This is a genomic window from Pseudonocardia lacus (assembly GCF_018531445.1).
Lineage (GTDB): Bacteria > Actinomycetota > Actinomycetes > Mycobacteriales > Pseudonocardiaceae > Pseudonocardia > Pseudonocardia lacus.
This window is the reverse complement of the sequence record NZ_JAHDTH010000185.1, coordinates 1-17139: the sequence shown is the minus strand read 5'-3', so window position 1 is coordinate 17139 and position 17139 is coordinate 1. Positions and strand designations below refer to the sequence as shown.

Sequence of the window (17139 nt, the reverse complement as noted above, 5' to 3'; positions counted from 1 at the left end):
GGGGCCGCGGTCGGCGGCGCGGCGTCCAGCGCGGCGGCGAGGTCGTCGGCCGCGGCGGCGTGGTTGCCCAGGCCGAGCTCCAGCAGCCCGCGCGCGGCCAGGCCGTGCACGAGGGTCGCCGTGCTGCCGCTGTGCCGGGCGGCCTCGATCGCCCGGGCGGCGTGCCCGCGGCAGCCCGGTAGGCCCATGCCGGCCTCCACCCGGGCCATCGTGGACAGGCTGTTGGGCAGTTGCGCCAGCCATCCGGTCTCCGGCGCGAGGCGCACCGCCTCCTCGGCCAGCGCCAGCGCGACCGTCCAGTTGCCCGACTGCCACTCCAACACCGCCATCCAGGGCAGCTGCACGGCCAGCAGCCCCGCGGTGTTGGCCCGGCGGCTGGACTCGACCGCGCGTCCCAGCAGCGGACGGGCCTTGTCGGGCTGCTCCAGCGCGAGGTGGCAGACCCCGCTCACCGTGACCAGCTGCTCGATGTCCAGGGTCGGCTGGGCCATCAGCTGGTCGTGGCGCGCGTCCATCAGCTTCGCGGCCCGTGCGGTGTCGCCGGCCTGCGCGGCGGCCATCGCGGCCAGCACGTCGCAGAGCAGCCCGATCCGCTCGTCGGCTCCGCCGAGCATCGCCGCGCGCCCGGTGGCGTGGCTGATCGCGGCGACGTCGTAGCTGAACAGGCTGGCCTGGGCGGCGGCCAGGTAGGCGTGCGCCGCCACCGCCGGCAGCCGGCCCTCGATCTGGTCGGCGAAGTCGAACAGCCGGGCCCGGTTGGCCTCGGCGTCGACCCCCCACACCCCCAGGCGCAGCCGGTCGGCCTCGGCGCGGGCGGTCAGGACCGGGTCGTCGCTCCAGCGCCCGGCCTCCTCCAGCAGCCGGATGGCGTCCTGGGTGGCGCCGGCGGGCACGCAGGCCTGTGCGGCGGCCATCAGCCGGCGGGCTCGCTCGCCGGGGCGCGGGCTCAGCTCCGCGGCCCGCTCCAGGGCCCGGACCGCGGCGGCGTGGCCCTGGCTGCGCGCGGCGCGGTGCCCGACCCCCTCCAGCGCGGCGGCGACCTCCTCGTCGGTGGTGACCGCGGCCGCGGCCAGGTGCCAGACCCGGCGCTCGTCGGCCTGCGGGGCGGTGACGCGGGCGAAGGCGTCGCCGAGGCGGCGGTGTGCGGCACGCCGATCGGCCGGGCGCCCGGAGTGGTAGACCGCCGAGCGGACCAGCGGGTGGTGGAAGCGCAACCGGCCCCCGCCCAGCACCACCAGCCCGGCCTCCTCGGCCGGCTCCAGGTCGGCCAGGGAGCGGTCGGCGTCGCGCAGGGCCTGGTCAAGGACGTCGACGGTGTCGACGTCGCTGGTGGCGGCGAGCAGCAGCGCCTCGCGGGTGGGCCCGGGCAACCGCTCGACGCGGCGCAGGAAGCTGTCGCGCAGCAGCGAGCCGACGGGCAGCGGCGCCGTGATGGGCGAGGTGCCGGCCAGCTGGTCGGCGTCGAGCAGCTCGGGCAGCTCCTGCAGCGCCAGCGGGTTGCCGCCGGTGCCGGCGACCAGCCGGCCGAGCACCGCCCGCGGCGCGTCGGCGCCCCGGCGGGCCAGCAGCGCACCGGCGGCCTCGGTGTCCAGCCCGCCCAGCGGCAGCGGGTCCAGCGCGAGGAAGCGGTCGGCGCCCGGCTCGCCGTCGCGGACGGTGAACAGGATGACCGAACCCTCGGCCTTCATCCGCCGCGCCGCGAACACGAGCGCCTCGGCGGAGGCGGCGTCGAGCCAGTGGGCGTCGTCGACGACGCACAGCAGCGGCCGGCCCCGCCCGGCCAGCGCGAGCAGGCTGAGCGTGGCCGCGGCGATGGCGAACCGGTCGGCCGCGGCCGGCGGGCCCAGCGCCAGCGCGCCGGCCAGCGCGGCCGACTGCGGGCCGGGTAGCTCGGGCAGCAGGGGCAGGGCGGGGCGCAGCAGGTCGGCCAGCCCGCCGAACGGGATCGACGACTCCGCCTCGATGCCCCGGGTGCGCAGGACCACGGCCGTCGGGCCGTCGGTGCTCGTGTCGGTGCTCGTGCCGGTGCCGGTGCCGGTGCCGGTGACCGACTCGACGACGGCGTCGGCGAGGGCCGACTTCCCGATCCCCGCCTCGCCGTGCAGGACCAGCGCCGCGCTGTCGCCGCGCGCCGCGGCGCGCAGCAGGTCCGCGATCCGGCTCAGCTCCCGCGCCCGGCCGAGCAGCATCCGCCCAAACTAGTGCCCACCGCCGGAGGTTCACCAACCACTTCGGCGGCCCAGCTTCCCGCTGACCACGCCGGCCCCCGGCGTGCCAGCGGAAAACCCGGAGCCGGCGATCTACCCGCCGAACCTCCGGCGGGGACGCTAGTCACCGGATGGCAGCGGCAACAGCGGTTCGTCGGAGCCTTCCGCCGCGTCCGGTGGGTCGCCGGCGTCCTCGGCGAGCACCGTGAGCACCTCCTGGCCGTACTTGGCCAGCTTGCTCTGCCCGACGCCGCTCACCCCGGACAGCTCGCCCAGGCTGGTCGGCATCCGGGCGGCGATCTCGCGCAGCGTCGCGTCGTGGAAGATCACGTAGGCGGGCAGCCCCGACTGGCGGGCGGTCTCCGCGCGCCACGCGCGCAACCGCTCGAACGTGCCCGCCGCCTCGGCCGGCACCTCGATCGCCTGCGCCGCGCGCGTCCCCTTGGCGCCGCGGCCGCGCGCCGGCCGGGCCGCCTTGGGCGGGTCGCGGCGCAGCATGACCTGCTGCTCGCCGCGCAGCACCGGGCGGCTGGCGTCGGTGAGCACGAACGTGTTGTGGTTGCTCTCCACGGTCAGCATGCCGCGCGCGACCAGCTGGCGGATGACCGCGCGCCACTCGCCGTCGCCGAGGTCCTCGCCCACGCCGAACACGGTCAGCGAGTCGTGCCGGAACTGCTCGACCTTGGGCGTGCGCTTGCCGCGCAGGATGTCGACGATGTGCCCGGCGCCGAAGGACTGGTTGCGCTCCTTCTTCAGCCGGAAGACCGTGGAGAGCACCTTCTGCGCGGGCACCGTGCCGTCCCAGGACTCGGCGGGCGTCAGGCAGGTGTCGCAGTTGCCGCAGGGCTCGCCCTTCTGCCCGAAGTAGTTGAGCAGCTGCACCCGGCGGCACTCGACGGTCTCGCAGAGCGCGAGCATCGCGTCCAGGTGCTGGCCCAGCCGGCGCTTGTGCGCCGCATCGCCCTCCGAGTCGGCGATCATCTTGCGCTGCTGCACGACGTCGGACAGGCCGTAGGCCAGCCAGGCCGTGGACGGCAGCCCGTCGCGCCCGGCGCGGCCGGTCTCCTGGTAGTAGCCCTCGACCGACTTGGGCAGGTCGAGGTGGGCCACGAAGCGCACGTCGGGCTTGTCGATGCCCATCCCGAACGCGATCGTGGCCACCATGATCACGCCGTCCTCGCGCAGGAAGCGGGCCTGGTTCGCGGCCCGGACGCGGCTGTCCAGCCCGGCGTGGTACGGCAGCGCCGGCAGGCCCTCGCCGACCAGGAACGCCGCCGTCTCCTCCACCGAGCGCCGCGACAGGCAGTAGACGATGCCGGCGTCGCCGGGGTGCTCGGTGCGGATCAGCGAGAGCAGCTGGCGGCGCGGCTCGTCCTTCGGCGCGATCCGGTACTGGATGTTGGGCCGGTCGAAGCTGGCCACGAAGTGCCGGGCCTCGTCGAGCTTGAGCCGGGTCGCGATCTCGGCGTGGGTGGCCTCGGTGGCGGTCGCGGTGAGCGCGATGCGCGGCACGTCGGGCCAGCGCTCGTGCAGCTCGGACAGGGCCAGGTAGTCGGGGCGGAAGTCGTGGCCCCACTGGGCCACGCAGTGCGCCTCGTCGATGGCGAACAGCGCGATCTTCCCGCGGTTGAGCAGGGCCGGGGTGGACGGGCTGCGCAGCCGCTCGGGGGCGAGGTAGAGCAGGTCGATCTCGCCCGCGCGGAACGCCGCCTCGACCGCGCGGCGCTCGTCGGCGTCCTGGGTGGAGTTGAGGAACCCGGCGCGCACCCCCAGTGCCTGCAGCGCGTCGACCTGGTCCTGCATGAGGGCGATCAGCGGCGAGATGACCACCCCGACGCCGGGGCGCACCAGCGCCGGGATCTGGTAGCACAGCGACTTGCCGCCGCCGGTGGGCATGAGCACCAGGGCATCGCCGCCCGCGCACACGTGCGAGATGATCTCCTGCTGCTCGCCGCGGAACGCGGGGTAGCCGAAGACCCGGTTCAGCACCTCGACGGGGTCGGTGCTCGCCCGGTCGTGGATCGCGGGGAGGCTCACCGGGGCGATCCTAGGCGTCGCTCCCGACAGCCCGTGGCCGGTTCGGCGAACGCGCGACCGCTAGTCGATCCACCCCGGCGCGCTGCGGAACGTGACCAACGGGATGCCTCGGGCGCCGACCCGGCGCTGCTGCTCGGCGGCCTGGTGGTACAGCGCCCGCTCGGCCAGGTCGCGGACCTCGCACGGGAACGGCACGTCCGTTTCGTACGCCTCGGTGCACCACGGGCACAGCCCGTCCGTCGGCGTGTGCTGCTCCACGAGGAGCGTGGCCAGGCCGCCGCAGGCCGCCAGCACCCGGGCCTTGCGGCCGAGCAGGTCGGCGAGCTCGCTCATGCCACCCTCCGGACGCTGCCCGGTTCGGCGTCCGCCATCTGCGCGTTGCGGGTGCCGGGTGCGCACCGCTGGCGCAGGGACCGCGCGTGCGACGAGCGCCTGTGCCGCCAGAACCCGCCCTGCGCCCGCTCGATCGAGGTCGAGCAGTGCCTGCACACCGCCTCCTCGACGATCACGACATCGACTGCCGACATCTCGGCCATGTGGTGTGCCGCCTCCTCCGTTGATCAGGTCTCGCCCTGTGTCGGCCTGGGTGCGCGCAGTCAACATAGCGACGCAATGTGCCTGAAGCGACAGACACGACTTAAACGTCTTTAACGAATGAAGAGACGGGGCGGACCAGAGCGGTGGAGGCGACAGGGTCGGCATGCCTACCTTGATCCGCATGACCGAGCGCGCGGACCTCATCAGCACTGGTGAGCTGGCGAAGCGGCTCGGTTTCACCCCCCGCACCATCCAACGGTGGCGAGAGCGGGGGTGGATCACCCCGGCCATCGTGGCGCCGCGGTCGGGCCGGGCCAGGTGGATCGAGGCGGACGTACGCGAGCAGCTCCGGCGGGTCGACCTGGCCGAAGACGACGGGGAGTAGCGCCGCCCTCTGCTCGGGATGCGGTCCGGCGCGGCCGGTGCGATCGTCACGGGATGACGGCCGACCCACTGGCGGGCGACTTCTTCCGCTTCGCCGACGAGCTCACCGACGAAGAGCGCGCGACGCTGGCCCGGGTGCGGGAGTTCCTGGAGAAGGAGGTCGCGCCGGTCGCGCTCGACCACTGGTCGCGCGCCGAGTTCCCGCACGAGCTCATCCCCGGGTTCGCCGCGCTGGACATCGCCCGGCTGCCCTACCCCGACCTCGGGGCGCCTGCGCGCCGGCTGCTGATCGGGTTCATCGCGCTGGAGATCGCGCACACCGACCCGTCGATGAACAGCTTCTTCGGCATCCACAACGGGCTGGCCATGGGCAGCATCGACCTGTGCGGCTCCGCTGAGCAGCGCGAGCGGTGGTTGCCCCCGATGGCCCGGATGGAGCTGATCGGCGCCTTCGGGCTGACCGAGCCGCACGGCGGTTCGGACGTGGCGCGCGGGCTGGAGACCACCGCCCGCCGCGACGGCGACCAGTGGGTGATCAACGGCGACAAGCGCTGGATCGGCAACGCCACGTTCGCCGACCTCGTGGTCGTCTGGGCCCGCGACGAGGCCGACGACCAGGTCAAGGGGTTCGTCGTGGAGAAGGCCAACCCGGGGATGACGACCCGCAAGATGGAACACAAGATCGCGCTGCGGACCGTGCAGAACGCCGAGATCGAGCTGCGCGACTGCCGGGTCCCCGAGGCCGACCGCCTGCAGGGGGCGAACTCGTTCAAGGACACCAACGCCGTGCTGCGGCGCACCCGCGGGGGAGTGGCCTGGGGCGCCACCGGCACCCAGATGGCCGCCTACGAGATCGCCCTGGACTACGCGAAGCAGCGCGAGCAGTTCGGCCGGCCCATCGCCGGGTTCCAGCTCGTGCAGGACCTGCTGGTGCGGATGCTGGGCAACACCACCGCCTCGCTGGCGATGTCGGTGCGGCTGGCCGCCATGCAGGACGCCGGAACCGCCGACGACGACCACGCCGCGCTGGCCAAGGAGTACTGCACGAGCCGGATGCGCGAGACCGTGGCCATGGCCCGCGAGGTGGTCGGGGGCAACGGCATCCTGCTCGAGCACGGGGTGGCGAAGTTCTTCGCCGACGCCGAGGCGCTCTACTCGTTCGAGGGCACCCGGCAGATCAACACGCTGGTGGTCGGGAGGTCGATCACGGGCCACTCAGCGTTCGTCTGAGCGACCGCCCGATGTCGCCCGGGGACGTAGTGGGGTCGAGACCCGACGCGGATGTGCCGGCCGGCGCCGGTTCCTAGCGTCGTGGTCATGGAAACCGCCTCGACCCCCGCTCCCGCCCCCACGTCCCGCCGCCGGCTCGGGCTGCCGGTCCCGGCGGTGATCGGGCTCGCCCTGCTCGCCGCGCCCCGGGTCGTGCTGCACGACCTGGGGCTGGTCACCGAGGGCAGCGCGGTCAACGCGGCACTGGTCTTCGTCCCGCCGGCGGTCTGGGTCGCGGTCGTGCTGCTCACCCGGGCGGCGCACCCGTTCCGGACGCTGCTCGCGGTCGGCGCCGCGTACGGGGTGCTGCTCGCCGCCATCCACCAGGTGCTGTGGCACGTCCAGTTCCCGGACGGGAGCCCACTGCCGGGCGGGAACCTCGCCGGCACGTCGCCGGTGCTCGGCGAGCTGCTGGTGCGCGGGGCCGCCGTGCTGAGCAGCCTGGTCACCGGGGTGGTGGTCGGCGCGGTCGCCGGCGCGGTGGCGTGGCTCATCCGGCGCGCGGCGGGTCACCGGCTCAGCTGAGCGCGTCGCGCCAGGCGGCGTGCAGGGCCGCGAACTCCCCGCCGGCGGCCAGCAGCTCGGCCGGGCTGCCGTCCTGCACGACCCGGCCGTCGGCCATCACCAGGACGCGGTCGGCGATCAGCACGGTGGACAGCCGGTGGGCGATGATCAGCGCGGTGCGCTCGGCCAGCACGGTCTCCAGCGCCGCCTGCACCGCCCGCTCGGACGGGATGTCCAGCGACGACGTGGCCTCGTCCAGCAGCACGACGGCCGGGTCGGCCAGCACCACCCTGGCCAGCGACACCAGCTGGCGCTGCCCGGCCGAGAGCCGCCCGCCGCGCTTGCGGACGTCGGTGTCGAAGCCCTCGGGCAGCGCGTCGACGAACGCCCGCGCCCCCACCAGGTCCGCGGCGGCCACCACCTCCTCGCGGGAGGCGCCCGGGCGGCCCATGGCGATGTTGTCGGCCACCGACCCGGAGAACAGGAACGCCTCCTGGGTGACCATCACCATCGCGCGGCGCAGGTCGGCGTCGGCGACGTCGCGCAGGTCGACGCCGTCGAGCCGGACCGCGCCCGCGGTCGGGTCGTAGTAGCGGGCGGCCAGCTTGGCCAGCGTCGACTTGCCGGCCCCCGTCGCGCCGACGAGCGCCACCGTCTGCCCGGCCGGGACGCGCAGGTCGAACTCCGGCAGCACGACGCGGCCGGCGGCGCGCCGGTAGGCGAACCCGACCCGCTCGAACGCGATCTCGCCGCGGGTCGGGCGGGGCAGGGCGACCGGCACGTCCGGCTCGGGCACGCCGATCGGCGTGTCCAGCACCGAGGCGATCTTCTCCAGGGCCGCGGCCGCGGACTGGTAGGAGTTGAAGAACTGGGCCAGCTGGTCGACGGGTCGTAGAAGCGGCGCAGGTAGAGCAGGAACGCGGTCAGCGAGCCGAGGGCCAGCGCGCCGTCGGCCACCCGCAGCGCGCCCAGCAGCAGCACCACGGCCAGGGTCGCGTTGCCGACGGCGCGCAGCGTGCCCAGGTACCAGGCGGCCGCGACGAAGGCGTCGGTGTTGGCGTCGCGGTAGGCGCCGCCGAGCCCGCGCATGATCTGCTCGCTGCGCCGCTCGCGGCGGAACGCCTGCACGGCGCGGATGCCGTTCATCGACTCGACGAAGTGCACGATCAGCCGGGCGACGGTCGTGCGCGTGCGCCGGTAGCCGGCCCGCGACCGGCGCTGGAACCAGCGGGTGAGCAGCACCAGCGGCAGGAACCCGCCGATGACCACCGCGGCCAGCACCGGGTCGAGCCAGACCAGCAGCACCGCGATGCCGCCGATCGACAGCAGCGCGCCGAGCAGCCCCTCCAGGCCCTTCTCCAGCAGGTCGTTGAGGGAGTCCATGTCGCTGGTGAGCCGGGAGATCAGCCGGCCGGAGGTGTAGGACTCGTGGAAGTCCAGCGGGAGGCGCTGGCCGTGGGTGAACACCCGCGCGCGCAGTTCGAGCAGCGCGTCCTGGCCCATGCGCCCGGACAGCGCGAGGAACCCGGCCCGCAGCAGCGCCGCGGCCACGCCCGCGAGGGCGTAGCCGACGACCGCCGCGACCAGGGGCGCGGGACGGCCGTCGAGCGCGCCGGGCACGCCGACGTCGATGGCGGTCGCGATGAGCAGCGGCCCGGCGAGCATGGCGACGCTCTCGGCGACCAGCAGCACCGCGGCCAGCGCCAGGCCGCGCCGGTGCGGGCGGGCGAGGTCGCCGACCAGCGCGCGGGCGCGGCGCTGCAGCGCCATGCCGGCCGCCGGCAGGGTGTCGGTCTCCTCGTCCTCGGTGGCCAGGCCGCGCCAGACCTCGACCGGCCCGCCGCCGGCGAGCGGTTCGGGGTGGGGCGCGGGGTGCTCCGGGGCCGTCACGCCTGCACCTGCGAGCGCTCGTCCGGGCTGGCCAGCAGTGCCCGGTAGGCGGGCTCGGTGGCCAGCAGGTGCTGGTGGGTGCCGACCGCGAGGATGCGGCCGTCGGCGAGCACGGCGACGCGGTCGGCCAACTGCACGGTGGATGGCCGGTGGGCGACCACCAGTGCCGTCACCCCGCCCAGCACGCGCCGCAGCGCGGCCTCCACCTCCGCCTCGGTGTGCACGTCCAGCGCGGAGAGGGGGTCGTCGAGCACGAGCACCGGAGGGTGCCCCACGACGGCCCTGGCCAGCGCGAGCCGCTGGCGCTGCCCGCCCGACAGCGACATCCCCTGCTCGCCGATGCGGGTGTCCAGCCCCCAGGGCAGCCCGGCGACGAACCCGTCGGCGCTGGCCACCCGCAGCGCCTCCCGGACGGCCTCGTCGGGCAGCCGGGGCGAGCCGAGCGCGACGTTCTCCCGGACGCTGGCCGAGATCAGCACGGGGTCCTCGAAGGCGGTGGCCACGGCGGTGCGCAGGTCGGCCAGGCGCAGGTCGCGCACGTCGACGCCGTCGATGGTGACGCTCCCCGCGGTGACGTCCTGCAGGCGGGCCACGAGCGCGGTCAGCGTGGTCTTGCCCGACCCGGTCGCGCCCACCAGCGCCAAGGTCTCGCCGGGGCGGACCAGCAGGTCGACCCCGCGCAGGACCTCCGGGGCGGGCCCGCCGTCGTCGACGGGGTGGGCGAAGCGCACGCCGCGCAGCTCGACCTCGCCGCGGACCGGGTCGGGCAGGGCGCGCGGGTGCGGCGGGTCGACGATCGAGGGCACGAGGTCGCGGACCTCCCAGTAGCGGGCGCCCGCCGCGGCGGAGTTGCTCGCCTCGGCCAGCAGCCAGCCCAGGGTGGCGACCGGCCAGATGAGGTAGGTCAGCACGGTGACCGAGGCGACGACGGTGCCCAGGGTCAGCGACCCGGTCGCCACCCCGGCGGTGCCCACGGCCACGACGGCGGCGATCGCCAGCTCCGGCAGCGTCACCAGCAGCAGCCACAGCAGCGCCATGATCCGCACCTTGACCAGTTCCGTGCCGCGCAGGCGGCGGGCATCGGCGAGGAAGGGGCGGCGGTCAGCTCGCGGCCCCGACCCAGCGCCTTGACCACCCGGATGCCCAGCGCGGACTCCTCGACGGCCGTGGCCAGGTCGCCCGCCTGGTCCTGGGACAGCCGGGCGAACACCGAGTAGCGGCGTTCCAGCGTCAGCGTCAGCGCGCCCAGCGGCAGCGCGACCGCCGCCACGACCGCCCCGAGCAGCGGCGACAGCCAGGCCAGCACCCCGACCCCGACGACCAGCGTGGTGAAGTTGACCACCAGGAAGATCCCGGAGAACGCGAACAGCCAGCGGATGGTGGTCAGGTCGGTGGTGGCCCGCGACAGCAGCTGGCCCGAGGGCCACCGGTCGTGGAAGGCCACCGGGAGCCGCTGCAGGTGCGCGAAGAGGTCGTCGCGCATGGCGGCCTCGATGGCGTTGGCCGGCCGGGCGACCAGCAGCCGGCGGGCCGTGATGAGCCCGGCCTCGACCAGCCCGAGCGCGGCGATCCCGAGCACCAGCCAGGGCAGCGCCCCCAGCTCGCCCCGCGCGATGGGCCCGTCGACGACGGCCCCGATGAGCAGCGGCACCGACAGCCCCACCAGGTTGGCCGCCAGCGCGGCGGCCCCGCCGGTGACCAGCCGGACGCGGTGCGGACGGGCGTAGGGCGCCAGGCGGCGCAACGACCCGAGGGTGGCGCGGCGGGGGTGGTCGGAGTCCTGGCTCGTCGCGCTCATAGGTCTCGCGACGTTAGGTCGCGGTGAAGCCCGGCGCACGCCGTTTTCCGGCGGTCCGGCGGTGATCGCGACGGATCGGCCGTCGAGTGGCAGGGTGGGGGAGCAAGCGACGAACAGCGGGAGAGGCAGACGGTCGTGGGGTTGCGGTTCGGCTACAAGGCGTCGGCGGAGCAGTTCGGGCCGCGGGATCTGGTGGAGTTCGCGGTGCTGGCCGAGGAGGCGGGCCTGGACAGCGCCGTGGTGTCCGACCACTTCCTGCCCTGGCGGCACGAGGGCGGGCACGCGCCGGCCGCGCTGCCCTGGCTGACGGCGGTGGGGGAGCGGACCTCGCGGATCCTGCTGGGCACCTCGGTGCTCACCCCGACGTTCCGCTACAACCCGGCGGTGCTGGCCCAGACGTTCGCCACGCTGGGCCTGCTCTACCCGGGCCGGGTGATGCTCGGGCTGGGCACCGGCGAGGCGCTGAACGAGATCGCCGTGTCCGGGCGGGAGTGGCCGGAGTTCAAGGAGCGCTTCGCCCGGCTGCGCGAGGCGGTGCGGCTCATGCGCGAGCTGTGGACCGCCGAGGAGGTGTCGTTCGAGGGCGAGTACTACACGACCGTCGGCGCCACCATCTACGACCGCCCCGAGCAGCCGGTCCCGGTCTACATCGCCGCGGGCGGCCCGCTGGTGGCCCGCTACGCCGGCCGCGCCGGCGACGGGTTCATCTGCACCTCGGGCAAGGGCATGGACCTCTACACCGAGAAGCTGCTGCCCGCGGTCGCCGAGGGGATCGAGAAGGCCGGGCGCAAGACCGACGACGTCGACCGCATGATCGAGATCAAGCTCTCCTACGACCGCGACGCGGACACCGCGCTGGAGAACACGCGCTTCTGGGCGCCGCTGTCGCTGACCCCCGAGCAGAAGCACAGCGTCGACTCGGCCGTGGAGATGGAGCGCCTGGCCGACGAGCTGCCGATCGAGCAGGTCGCCAAGCGCTGGATCGTGGCCTCCGACCCCGACGACGCGGTCGCCCAGATCAAGCCCTACGTCGACGCCGGCCTGGACCACCTGGTCTTCCACGGCCCCGGCCACGACCAGCGCCGGTTCCTGGAACAGTTCGCCGAGGACGTCCTGCCCAAGCTGCGCGCACTGGCCTGACCCCTACGCACGACGGCCCCGACCGCACCGCGGTCGGGGCCGTCGTCGCGGGCACCGGGGTCAGGCCGCGCCGACCTTCTCCACGCCCTGCCCGGCGGCGGCCTTCGCGGCGGCCAGCTTGCGCCCGGCCGACGACGGCCGCGGCGCGTCCAGGAACCGGCGCACGAACTTCATGCCGTAGCGGTCCACCGCGGTCTTGATCAGACCGAAGATCGCGCCCTGCAGCGTGGCGGCGATGAGCACCTCGCGGGTGCTGTACTCGTCCGACAGCGGCTGCGGGGTGCCGTCCTCGTTGGAGACCTTCTTCCAGATGGTCCCGAACACCCGGCCGGCCACCAGACCGCCGAGCAGGCCGAAGGCCAGGCCGAACGGCTTGTAGGCCAGCTTGGCCAGGCCGGTCAGCTCGTTGCCGTCCTTCTTGCTCATCGCCCCTCCGCTCGTGACGCCTCGGACCTGGCCTCGGCGCCGGTCTCGCCGGCGTAGCCGGCGTCCTGGCCGGCCACCCTGCCCACGAACTCCTCGTTCTCGTCCGTCCCGGTGGTGGTGGCACCGTCCGGGTCGTCGGCGTCCGCCCCGCCGGGGTGGCCGTCGCGTGCGGGGTCCGCGCCCCCCGTCTCGCGGGTACGGGCCACGTGGGTGTCGGCGGACACATCGTCCTCGGAAGTACCAGGCATGCGCCAGCAGTACCCGCCCGGCGCCCGGTCGAAGCGTGTTCCCGCCGTTCGGGCACCACACCGTTTGTCGCCGGTCCGGGGCGGGCACCTGCACGAGTGCACCGGCTGACCACGACCCGCGGCCGGGCGACCGCGCGGGAGGTAGCGGAACCGGTGGGCGGAGCGAGGGAACAGACGATGGATCGCGCAGCGGCGCAGGGGCAACCGGGGAGCCGACCGGCCGACCGGCGCTCCCCCGCGCCGGGCGGACCGGAGCCGCACGCCGATCGGCTGGTGCTGCGCCTCCCGGCCACCGTCGAGCAGTTGCGACCGCTGCGCAGGCGGATCGACGCGTGGGCGCCCGCGCACCGGCTGACCGACGACGAGCTGACCGACCTGCAGCTGGCGCTGGGTGAGGCCGTGTCGAACTCGATCGAGCACGCCTACCTCGCCGTCGAGCCCGGGACGGTCGACGTCGAGCTGGCGGTCCGCAAGACCGACGACGGACGTGAGGTCGTGGTCGCGGTCACCGACCGGGGCCGCTGGAAGCCGGCGAGCTCGCGGCCGACCTACCGCGGCCGGGGCATCACGATGATCGACGGATTGTCCGTCGGCATGCGGGTGACCAGCAACCGGTCCGGCACCCGCGTCACTTTCACCGTCCCGCTCGGGGACTGACCGCAGCGACCACAGCCGTGAACGCAGGAGCCGCCGTCCCGATCGGGACGGCGGCTCCTGGCGCGTTCGGTCGAAGGCTGCGCGGTCAGCGGGTGGTGCCGGGTACGGAACCGCCCGCCACCAGGCGGCGGCCCCCGCCCCCGCCGCGCACCGAGCGCAGGCCGGGGATCTGCACGGCCGAGCGGGGCATCGGGCGCCGGGCCCGCAGCACCGGCCACACCGGCGCCGGCGGCAGCAGCCCGTCCAATCCGGACGGGTCGGGCCCGCCGACGCTGGAGCGCAGCAGCTCGCGGTAGTCGTCGTACTGGGCCACCGCCGCGGCGATGTTGCCCTGGGCCAGGTGCGCCTCGATCAGGGCGCGGCGGGCGCTCTCCCGGCTCGGCGCGGCCTTGACGGCCGACTCGGCCAGCGCGACGGCCTCGGCGTGCAGCCCGGCGGCGGACAGCCGCAGGCTGCGCTCCTCGACGGCGTGCAGGCGCAGCTGGCGGAACCGCTCGCGCTCCACGGCGATCCAGGAGGCGGTCCAGCCGGGCAGGATGTCGGCGGCCAGCAGCGAGATGTCGGGGGTGTCGTCGACCGGGATCTCGGGCAGCCCGCGCACGAGCCCCAGCGCGTCGGCCAGGTCGACCTCGACGTCGGCGGCCAGCGACAGCGTCGGGCCGTCCTCGGTGAGCAGCCCCGGCACGTCGACGGCGGCGATGGCGTCGGACAGCAGGCGGGCGGCGGCCTCGGCGGCGATGCCCGGCCAGAGGTCGGCGGCCAGCGAGGCGCGCTCCTGCGGCCGCGGGTGCACAGCGAGGTAGGCGACGAGACGACGGGCATCGACCCCCAGCGGCACGGTGGCCCCGTGCGAGGTGAGGGTGAAGGAGCCGAGCACCGTCACCCGGTGGGATGTGAGCCCGAGGGTGGCGGTGTGAGGGGCCCGCGTCGTTGCAGATCGTCGCTGATCGTCAGACATGGTGGTCCCAAATGTGAAGTGCCGGATGTGTCGGATGTGCCGCGCGGTGATGGGCCGTGCGCAGCCCGTCGGCGCCCAGTCCGCGGAGAAGTGTTCTCGTTGTGGAGCGTCTTGCCAAGGGCCGGATTGGTCACAGTCCGGGCCCCATCATCACGGTCCGACGACCGAGCACCTCCCCCGATCATACTCAAGGGCTCGCTCGCATGCGCACGTGGGTGCCCCGGTCGTCCGACCAGACGTGCAGGGAGTCACACAGTTGGCGGGCGATCCACACGCCGCGCCCGCGCGGGTTGGACGAGTGCGGCGCCTGCAGCCCGGGCAGCGGGTCGTGCAGGCTGCCGGCGTCGTGGATCTCGCAGACCACACCGTCGTCGTTCACCCAGATGAGCAGCTCGGCACGGGCGTCGCCGTGCTCGACGGCGTTGGTGGCGACCTCGTTGACCGCCAGCACGACGTCCTCGGCGCGCTCGCGGGGGCAGTTCGCCGACAGCAGGGCGTCCTCGACGGCGCTGCGCACGTCGTGCAGCTGCCACGCGCCGAAGGGCAGCCGCAGCTCCGGGGGACCGAGCAGCACCGGGGCCGGGGCGGGCTGCTCGGCCAGCACCTCGCGCGGGGCCATGTGGTGGGGGTTGTGGGTCATCTCGCCGCCCAGCACCAGCAGCGGGTGGTTGCGCCGGGCGCCGTCGAGGATCTCCTGGTGCAGGGGCAGCTCGGGGTAGAAGCAGGTCAGCGTGACCGGCAGCTCGGCGAGCGCGATGTTGAACGCGGCGTCGAGCTCGGTCCAGAAGGTGCCGTCGACGCCGTCGAGCCGGGAGGTGTGCTCGCTGATCACGGTGACCGGGCGGCCGGTCGCGGTGGTCAGCTCGCGCAGCTCGCGGGCGCGCCGCGCGGCGAGCGTCTGCCCCGACTCGCCGTCGGGGCCGCCGGGGCGGCTGAGCAGGATCAGCCCGGCCGGGCTGCCGATCTCGTCGTAGAGCGCGTCCTCGGTGGACGGGTTGACCGACAGCGCCACCGGGGTGCCGGCCCGCAGCCCGTCGGTGATCATCGGCAGCACCTGGTCGAGCAGGTCGGCCGTGGACCGGTGGAACGCGGCGGCGTGCTGGAGGCGGACCCAGCGCCCGCTGCGGGTGTTCTCAACGCGCACGGGGCGTCCTCACCTCCTCGCACGTCCTCTTCGCGCACGTCCACTTCGTCCACGTCCTCACGGATGCGGTCACGGCGCGCTGTGGTGGCGGCCGCCGTCGCGGCGGTGCTGCCCGGTGCGGGCCACGACCACCAACTGGGCGGCGAACGGCGCCCCGCAGCGGTCGAGGACGCGCACCACCCGGGGGCGGACGCCGGTCAGGACGAGCCGGTGGGTGCTGGGGAACTCCTCGGCCGCGTGCACCAGGCTGACCGCCCCGGCCACGTCCAGGAAGCGCAGCGAGGACAGGTCGAGGGTGATGTCGGTGGAGGCCCAGTGCGAGCGCAGGGCCTGGTCGAGCACGGTCTCCAGGAGCTTGCGGATCTGCGGGCGGTTGCTGTGGTCGACCTCGCCGGCCAGCCGGGCGGTGAACGGGTCGGACCGGGTGATGCGCAGCAGGTTGTCGTCGTAGACGGCCTCGCCGACCAGCTCCGTCTCGTGCAGCTCGCGCATCTGCGAGACGGCGTCGTCGTCGAAGCGGGGCAGGTCGTAGCGGCACAGCAGGCGCGCGGACGGGTGCGCGCGCAGCACCCGGTCGACCACCTGCTCGTACTCGACGACCCGGTCGACCCCGCCGGCGCGCAGCAGCTCCGAGCCGCACTCCCCGCTCAACCGCAGCCCGCTGAAGCCCTGCGCGGCGGCCCGGTCGATCTGGTCGAGGAACATCTCCTCGTACCGGGCGATCGGGCGAGCGGCGGCCGCCCTGGTCTGGGCGGTGGGGACGATGACCATGCGGCCCTCGTCCAGGGCCCGGCGCACGGGGACGCCGTCGTCGGACATGCGACCGAGCACCGCGCCCGCGGTCTCGTCCTCGAAGTACACGACGCGCTCGTCGGCCGCGAGCCCGCCGGCCAGCCACGCGGCGGTGACCTCCCAGAGCTGCTCGTCGCTCACCGGCACGGCGCACGTGTGACCCACGAGGGACATGTCCTCGATGGTCCTCACCATTGGCGCACACCCGGCCCCGAGCAACGACAGTGGGAACTGACACTGGGAAACGCGTGACCGGCGGGCTCCGCTGGGCGGGCGCCGCGCCACGACGTGGCCACTTTACGACTCGCCGATCGGGCTCGCTGAGTCCGCGACCAGGTGGAACACGGTGAGCAGTCGGTCATCCGCGCCCAACGGTCGTCAGGTTCGTTGGGCGCGGAGACCAGTTCCGCCGCACGGCCGTACAGCACGTGTCCGATCGGGCGCTCAGGGTGACCGGCGCCACCGCGGCGCCGTTCGACGCAGGTCAGGCGACCAACGGCGGCACCATCGCCTCGACGAGGTGCGGTCCGGGCTCGGCCGCGGCCCGGCGCAGCGCGTCCGCGAGCTCCTCCGCGGTGCGCACCCGCACCGCGGGCACGCCCATGCCGCGGGCCAGCGCGGTGAAGTCGAGCTCGGGACCGCCCAGGTCCAGCAGCCGGCGGGCGTTCTCGCCGTATCCCGTGACCCCGACCTGCTGCAGCTCGCCGCGCAGGATCGCGTAGGCGCTGTTGTTGAACAGCACGGTGGTGATGTCGAGGCCCTCGCGGGCGTGCGTCCACAGCGCCGAGATCGTGTACATGGCGCTGCCGTCGGCCTGCAGGGCCCACACCGGCCGGTCCGGGCAGGCCACGGCGGCGCCGGTGGCCGCGGGCAGGCCCCAGCCGATGGCGCCGCCGGTCAGGGTGAGCCAGTCGTGGCGGGGCGCGCCCGCGGTGGCGCCCGGCAGCCCCAGCCCGGAGGTGACGGCCTCGTCGACGACGATCGCGCCCTCGGGCAGCAGCGCGCCGATGACCGACGCGGTGGAGCCGACGTCCAGCGGCCCGGTCGGCAGCGGCGGGCGCGACGCGGGCGCCGTGCGCGCGGTCGTGCCGGGGGCCACCAGGTCGGCCAGCTCGGCCAGCGCGTCGGCGGCGGCGCCGCCCCGCCCG

At 74.8% G+C, this 17139-nt stretch carries 18 protein-coding genes and 1 pseudogene; 5 read left to right on the top strand and 14 right to left on the bottom strand.

Annotated elements, in window-relative coordinates:
- The 4 genes from KIK08_RS29965 to KIK08_RS29950 all read right to left on the bottom strand — a co-directional run.
- Nucleotides 1-2189, bottom strand: a 2189-nt coding sequence (locus tag KIK08_RS29965; RefSeq protein WP_214406657.1) for an ATP-binding protein, incomplete at its 3' end; no start/stop codon positions are given.
- Nucleotides 2190-2327: 138 nt separating this feature from the next.
- Entirely contained in the window at nt 2328-4244 is a 1917-nt protein-coding gene (gene recQ, locus KIK08_RS29960; protein WP_308257982.1) for a DNA helicase RecQ, read from the bottom strand.
- Nucleotides 4245-4304: 60 nt separating this feature from the next.
- Entirely contained in the window at nt 4305-4577 is a 273-nt protein-coding gene (locus KIK08_RS29955) for a hypothetical protein (RefSeq protein WP_214406656.1), read from the bottom strand.
- On the bottom strand, nt 4574-4780 hold the full coding sequence (locus KIK08_RS29950; protein ID WP_214406655.1) for a hypothetical protein: 207 nt from the start codon (nt 4778-4780) through the stop codon (nt 4574-4576). The genes KIK08_RS29955 and KIK08_RS29950 overlap by 4 nt, the downstream gene beginning before the upstream one ends.
- 182 nt (nt 4781-4962) lie before the next feature.
- On the opposite strand from KIK08_RS29950, the gene KIK08_RS29945 reads away from it, so the two are divergent.
- The 3 genes from KIK08_RS29945 (at nt 4963) to KIK08_RS29935 (ending at nt 6959) form a co-directional block, all read left to right on the top strand.
- Nucleotides 4963-5166, top strand: a complete 204-nt coding sequence (locus KIK08_RS29945) for a MerR family transcriptional regulator (protein ID WP_250558099.1) — start codon at nt 4963-4965, stop codon at nt 5164-5166.
- 53 nt (nt 5167-5219) lie between these two features.
- The gene (locus tag KIK08_RS29940; protein WP_214406654.1) at nt 5220-6395 is read left to right on the top strand and encodes an acyl-CoA dehydrogenase family protein; all 1176 of its coding nucleotides are present in this window, start codon (nt 5220-5222) and stop codon (nt 6393-6395) included.
- Nucleotides 6396-6482: 87 nt separating this feature from the next.
- Nucleotides 6483-6959, top strand: coding sequence for a hypothetical protein (locus tag KIK08_RS29935; protein ID WP_214406653.1), 477 nt, complete (start codon nt 6483-6485; stop codon nt 6957-6959).
- On the opposite strand, the gene KIK08_RS40460 is transcribed toward KIK08_RS29935, so the two are convergent.
- The 4 genes and pseudogenes from KIK08_RS40460 to KIK08_RS40445 all read right to left on the bottom strand — a co-directional run bounded on the left by KIK08_RS40460 (nt 6952) and on the right by KIK08_RS40445 (nt 10626).
- Nucleotides 6952-7590 carry an ABC transporter ATP-binding protein gene (locus KIK08_RS40460; protein WP_308257981.1) on the bottom strand — a complete coding sequence of 213 codons (639 nt, stop codon included), beginning with the start codon at nt 7588-7590 and terminating at the stop codon, nt 6952-6954. The two genes, KIK08_RS29935 and KIK08_RS40460, sit on opposite strands and share 8 nt — an antisense overlap.
- Nucleotides 7591-7898: 308 nt before the next feature.
- A pseudogene (locus KIK08_RS40455) lies at nt 7899-8603 on the bottom strand (ABC transporter ATP-binding protein); the annotation flags it as partial.
- A 221-nt stretch (nt 8604-8824) separates the two neighbouring features.
- Nucleotides 8825-9865 carry an ABC transporter ATP-binding protein gene (locus KIK08_RS40450; protein WP_250558098.1) on the bottom strand — a complete coding sequence of 347 codons (1041 nt, stop codon included), beginning with the start codon at nt 9863-9865 and terminating at the stop codon, nt 8825-8827.
- Entirely contained in the window at nt 9838-10626 is a 789-nt protein-coding gene (locus KIK08_RS40445; protein WP_250558097.1) for an ABC transporter transmembrane domain-containing protein, read from the bottom strand. The genes KIK08_RS40450 and KIK08_RS40445 overlap by 28 nt, the downstream gene beginning before the upstream one ends.
- A gap of 135 nt (nt 10627-10761) precedes the next feature.
- On the opposite strand from KIK08_RS40445, the gene fgd reads away from it, so the two are divergent.
- Nucleotides 10762-11766, top strand: a complete 1005-nt coding sequence (gene fgd, locus KIK08_RS29920) for a glucose-6-phosphate dehydrogenase (coenzyme-F420) (protein WP_214406652.1) — start codon at nt 10762-10764, stop codon at nt 11764-11766.
- A gap of 60 nt (nt 11767-11826) precedes the next feature.
- On the opposite strand, the gene KIK08_RS29915 is transcribed toward fgd, so the two are convergent.
- On the bottom strand, nt 11827-12192 hold the full coding sequence (locus KIK08_RS29915; protein WP_214406651.1) for a DUF4235 domain-containing protein: 366 nt from the start codon (nt 12190-12192) through the stop codon (nt 11827-11829).
- Complete coding sequence (locus tag KIK08_RS29910; protein ID WP_214406650.1) at nt 12189-12440, bottom strand: hypothetical protein; 252 nt, start codon at nt 12438-12440, stop codon at nt 12189-12191. The genes KIK08_RS29915 and KIK08_RS29910 overlap by 4 nt, the downstream gene beginning before the upstream one ends.
- A gap of 177 nt (nt 12441-12617) precedes the next feature.
- Here KIK08_RS29910 and KIK08_RS29905 point away from each other — a divergent pair, with 177 nt between their 5' ends.
- Nucleotides 12618-13097 (top strand): ATP-binding protein, encoded by a 480-nt coding sequence (locus tag KIK08_RS29905; RefSeq protein ID WP_214406649.1) that lies wholly within the window; start codon nt 12618-12620, stop codon nt 13095-13097.
- Between the two features lie 85 nt (nt 13098-13182).
- Here the strand turns inward: KIK08_RS29905 and KIK08_RS29900 are convergent, their stop codons facing one another.
- From KIK08_RS29900 to KIK08_RS29885, 4 genes are all read right to left on the bottom strand, one after another.
- Complete coding sequence (locus KIK08_RS29900; protein ID WP_214406648.1) at nt 13183-13980, bottom strand: AfsR/SARP family transcriptional regulator; 798 nt, start codon at nt 13978-13980, stop codon at nt 13183-13185.
- Between the two features lie 262 nt (nt 13981-14242).
- Nucleotides 14243-15199, bottom strand: coding sequence for an ATP-binding protein (locus KIK08_RS41980; RefSeq protein WP_214406647.1), 957 nt, complete (start codon nt 15197-15199; stop codon nt 14243-14245).
- A 69-nt stretch (nt 15200-15268) separates the two neighbouring features.
- Nucleotides 15269-16165 carry an MEDS domain-containing protein gene (locus KIK08_RS29890; RefSeq protein ID WP_214406646.1) on the bottom strand — a complete coding sequence of 299 codons (897 nt, stop codon included), beginning with the start codon at nt 16163-16165 and terminating at the stop codon, nt 15269-15271.
- Between the two features lie 310 nt (nt 16166-16475).
- Nucleotides 16476-17139, bottom strand: a 664-nt coding sequence (locus KIK08_RS29885) for a thiamine pyrophosphate-dependent enzyme (protein ID WP_250558095.1), incomplete at its 5' end; no start/stop codon positions are given.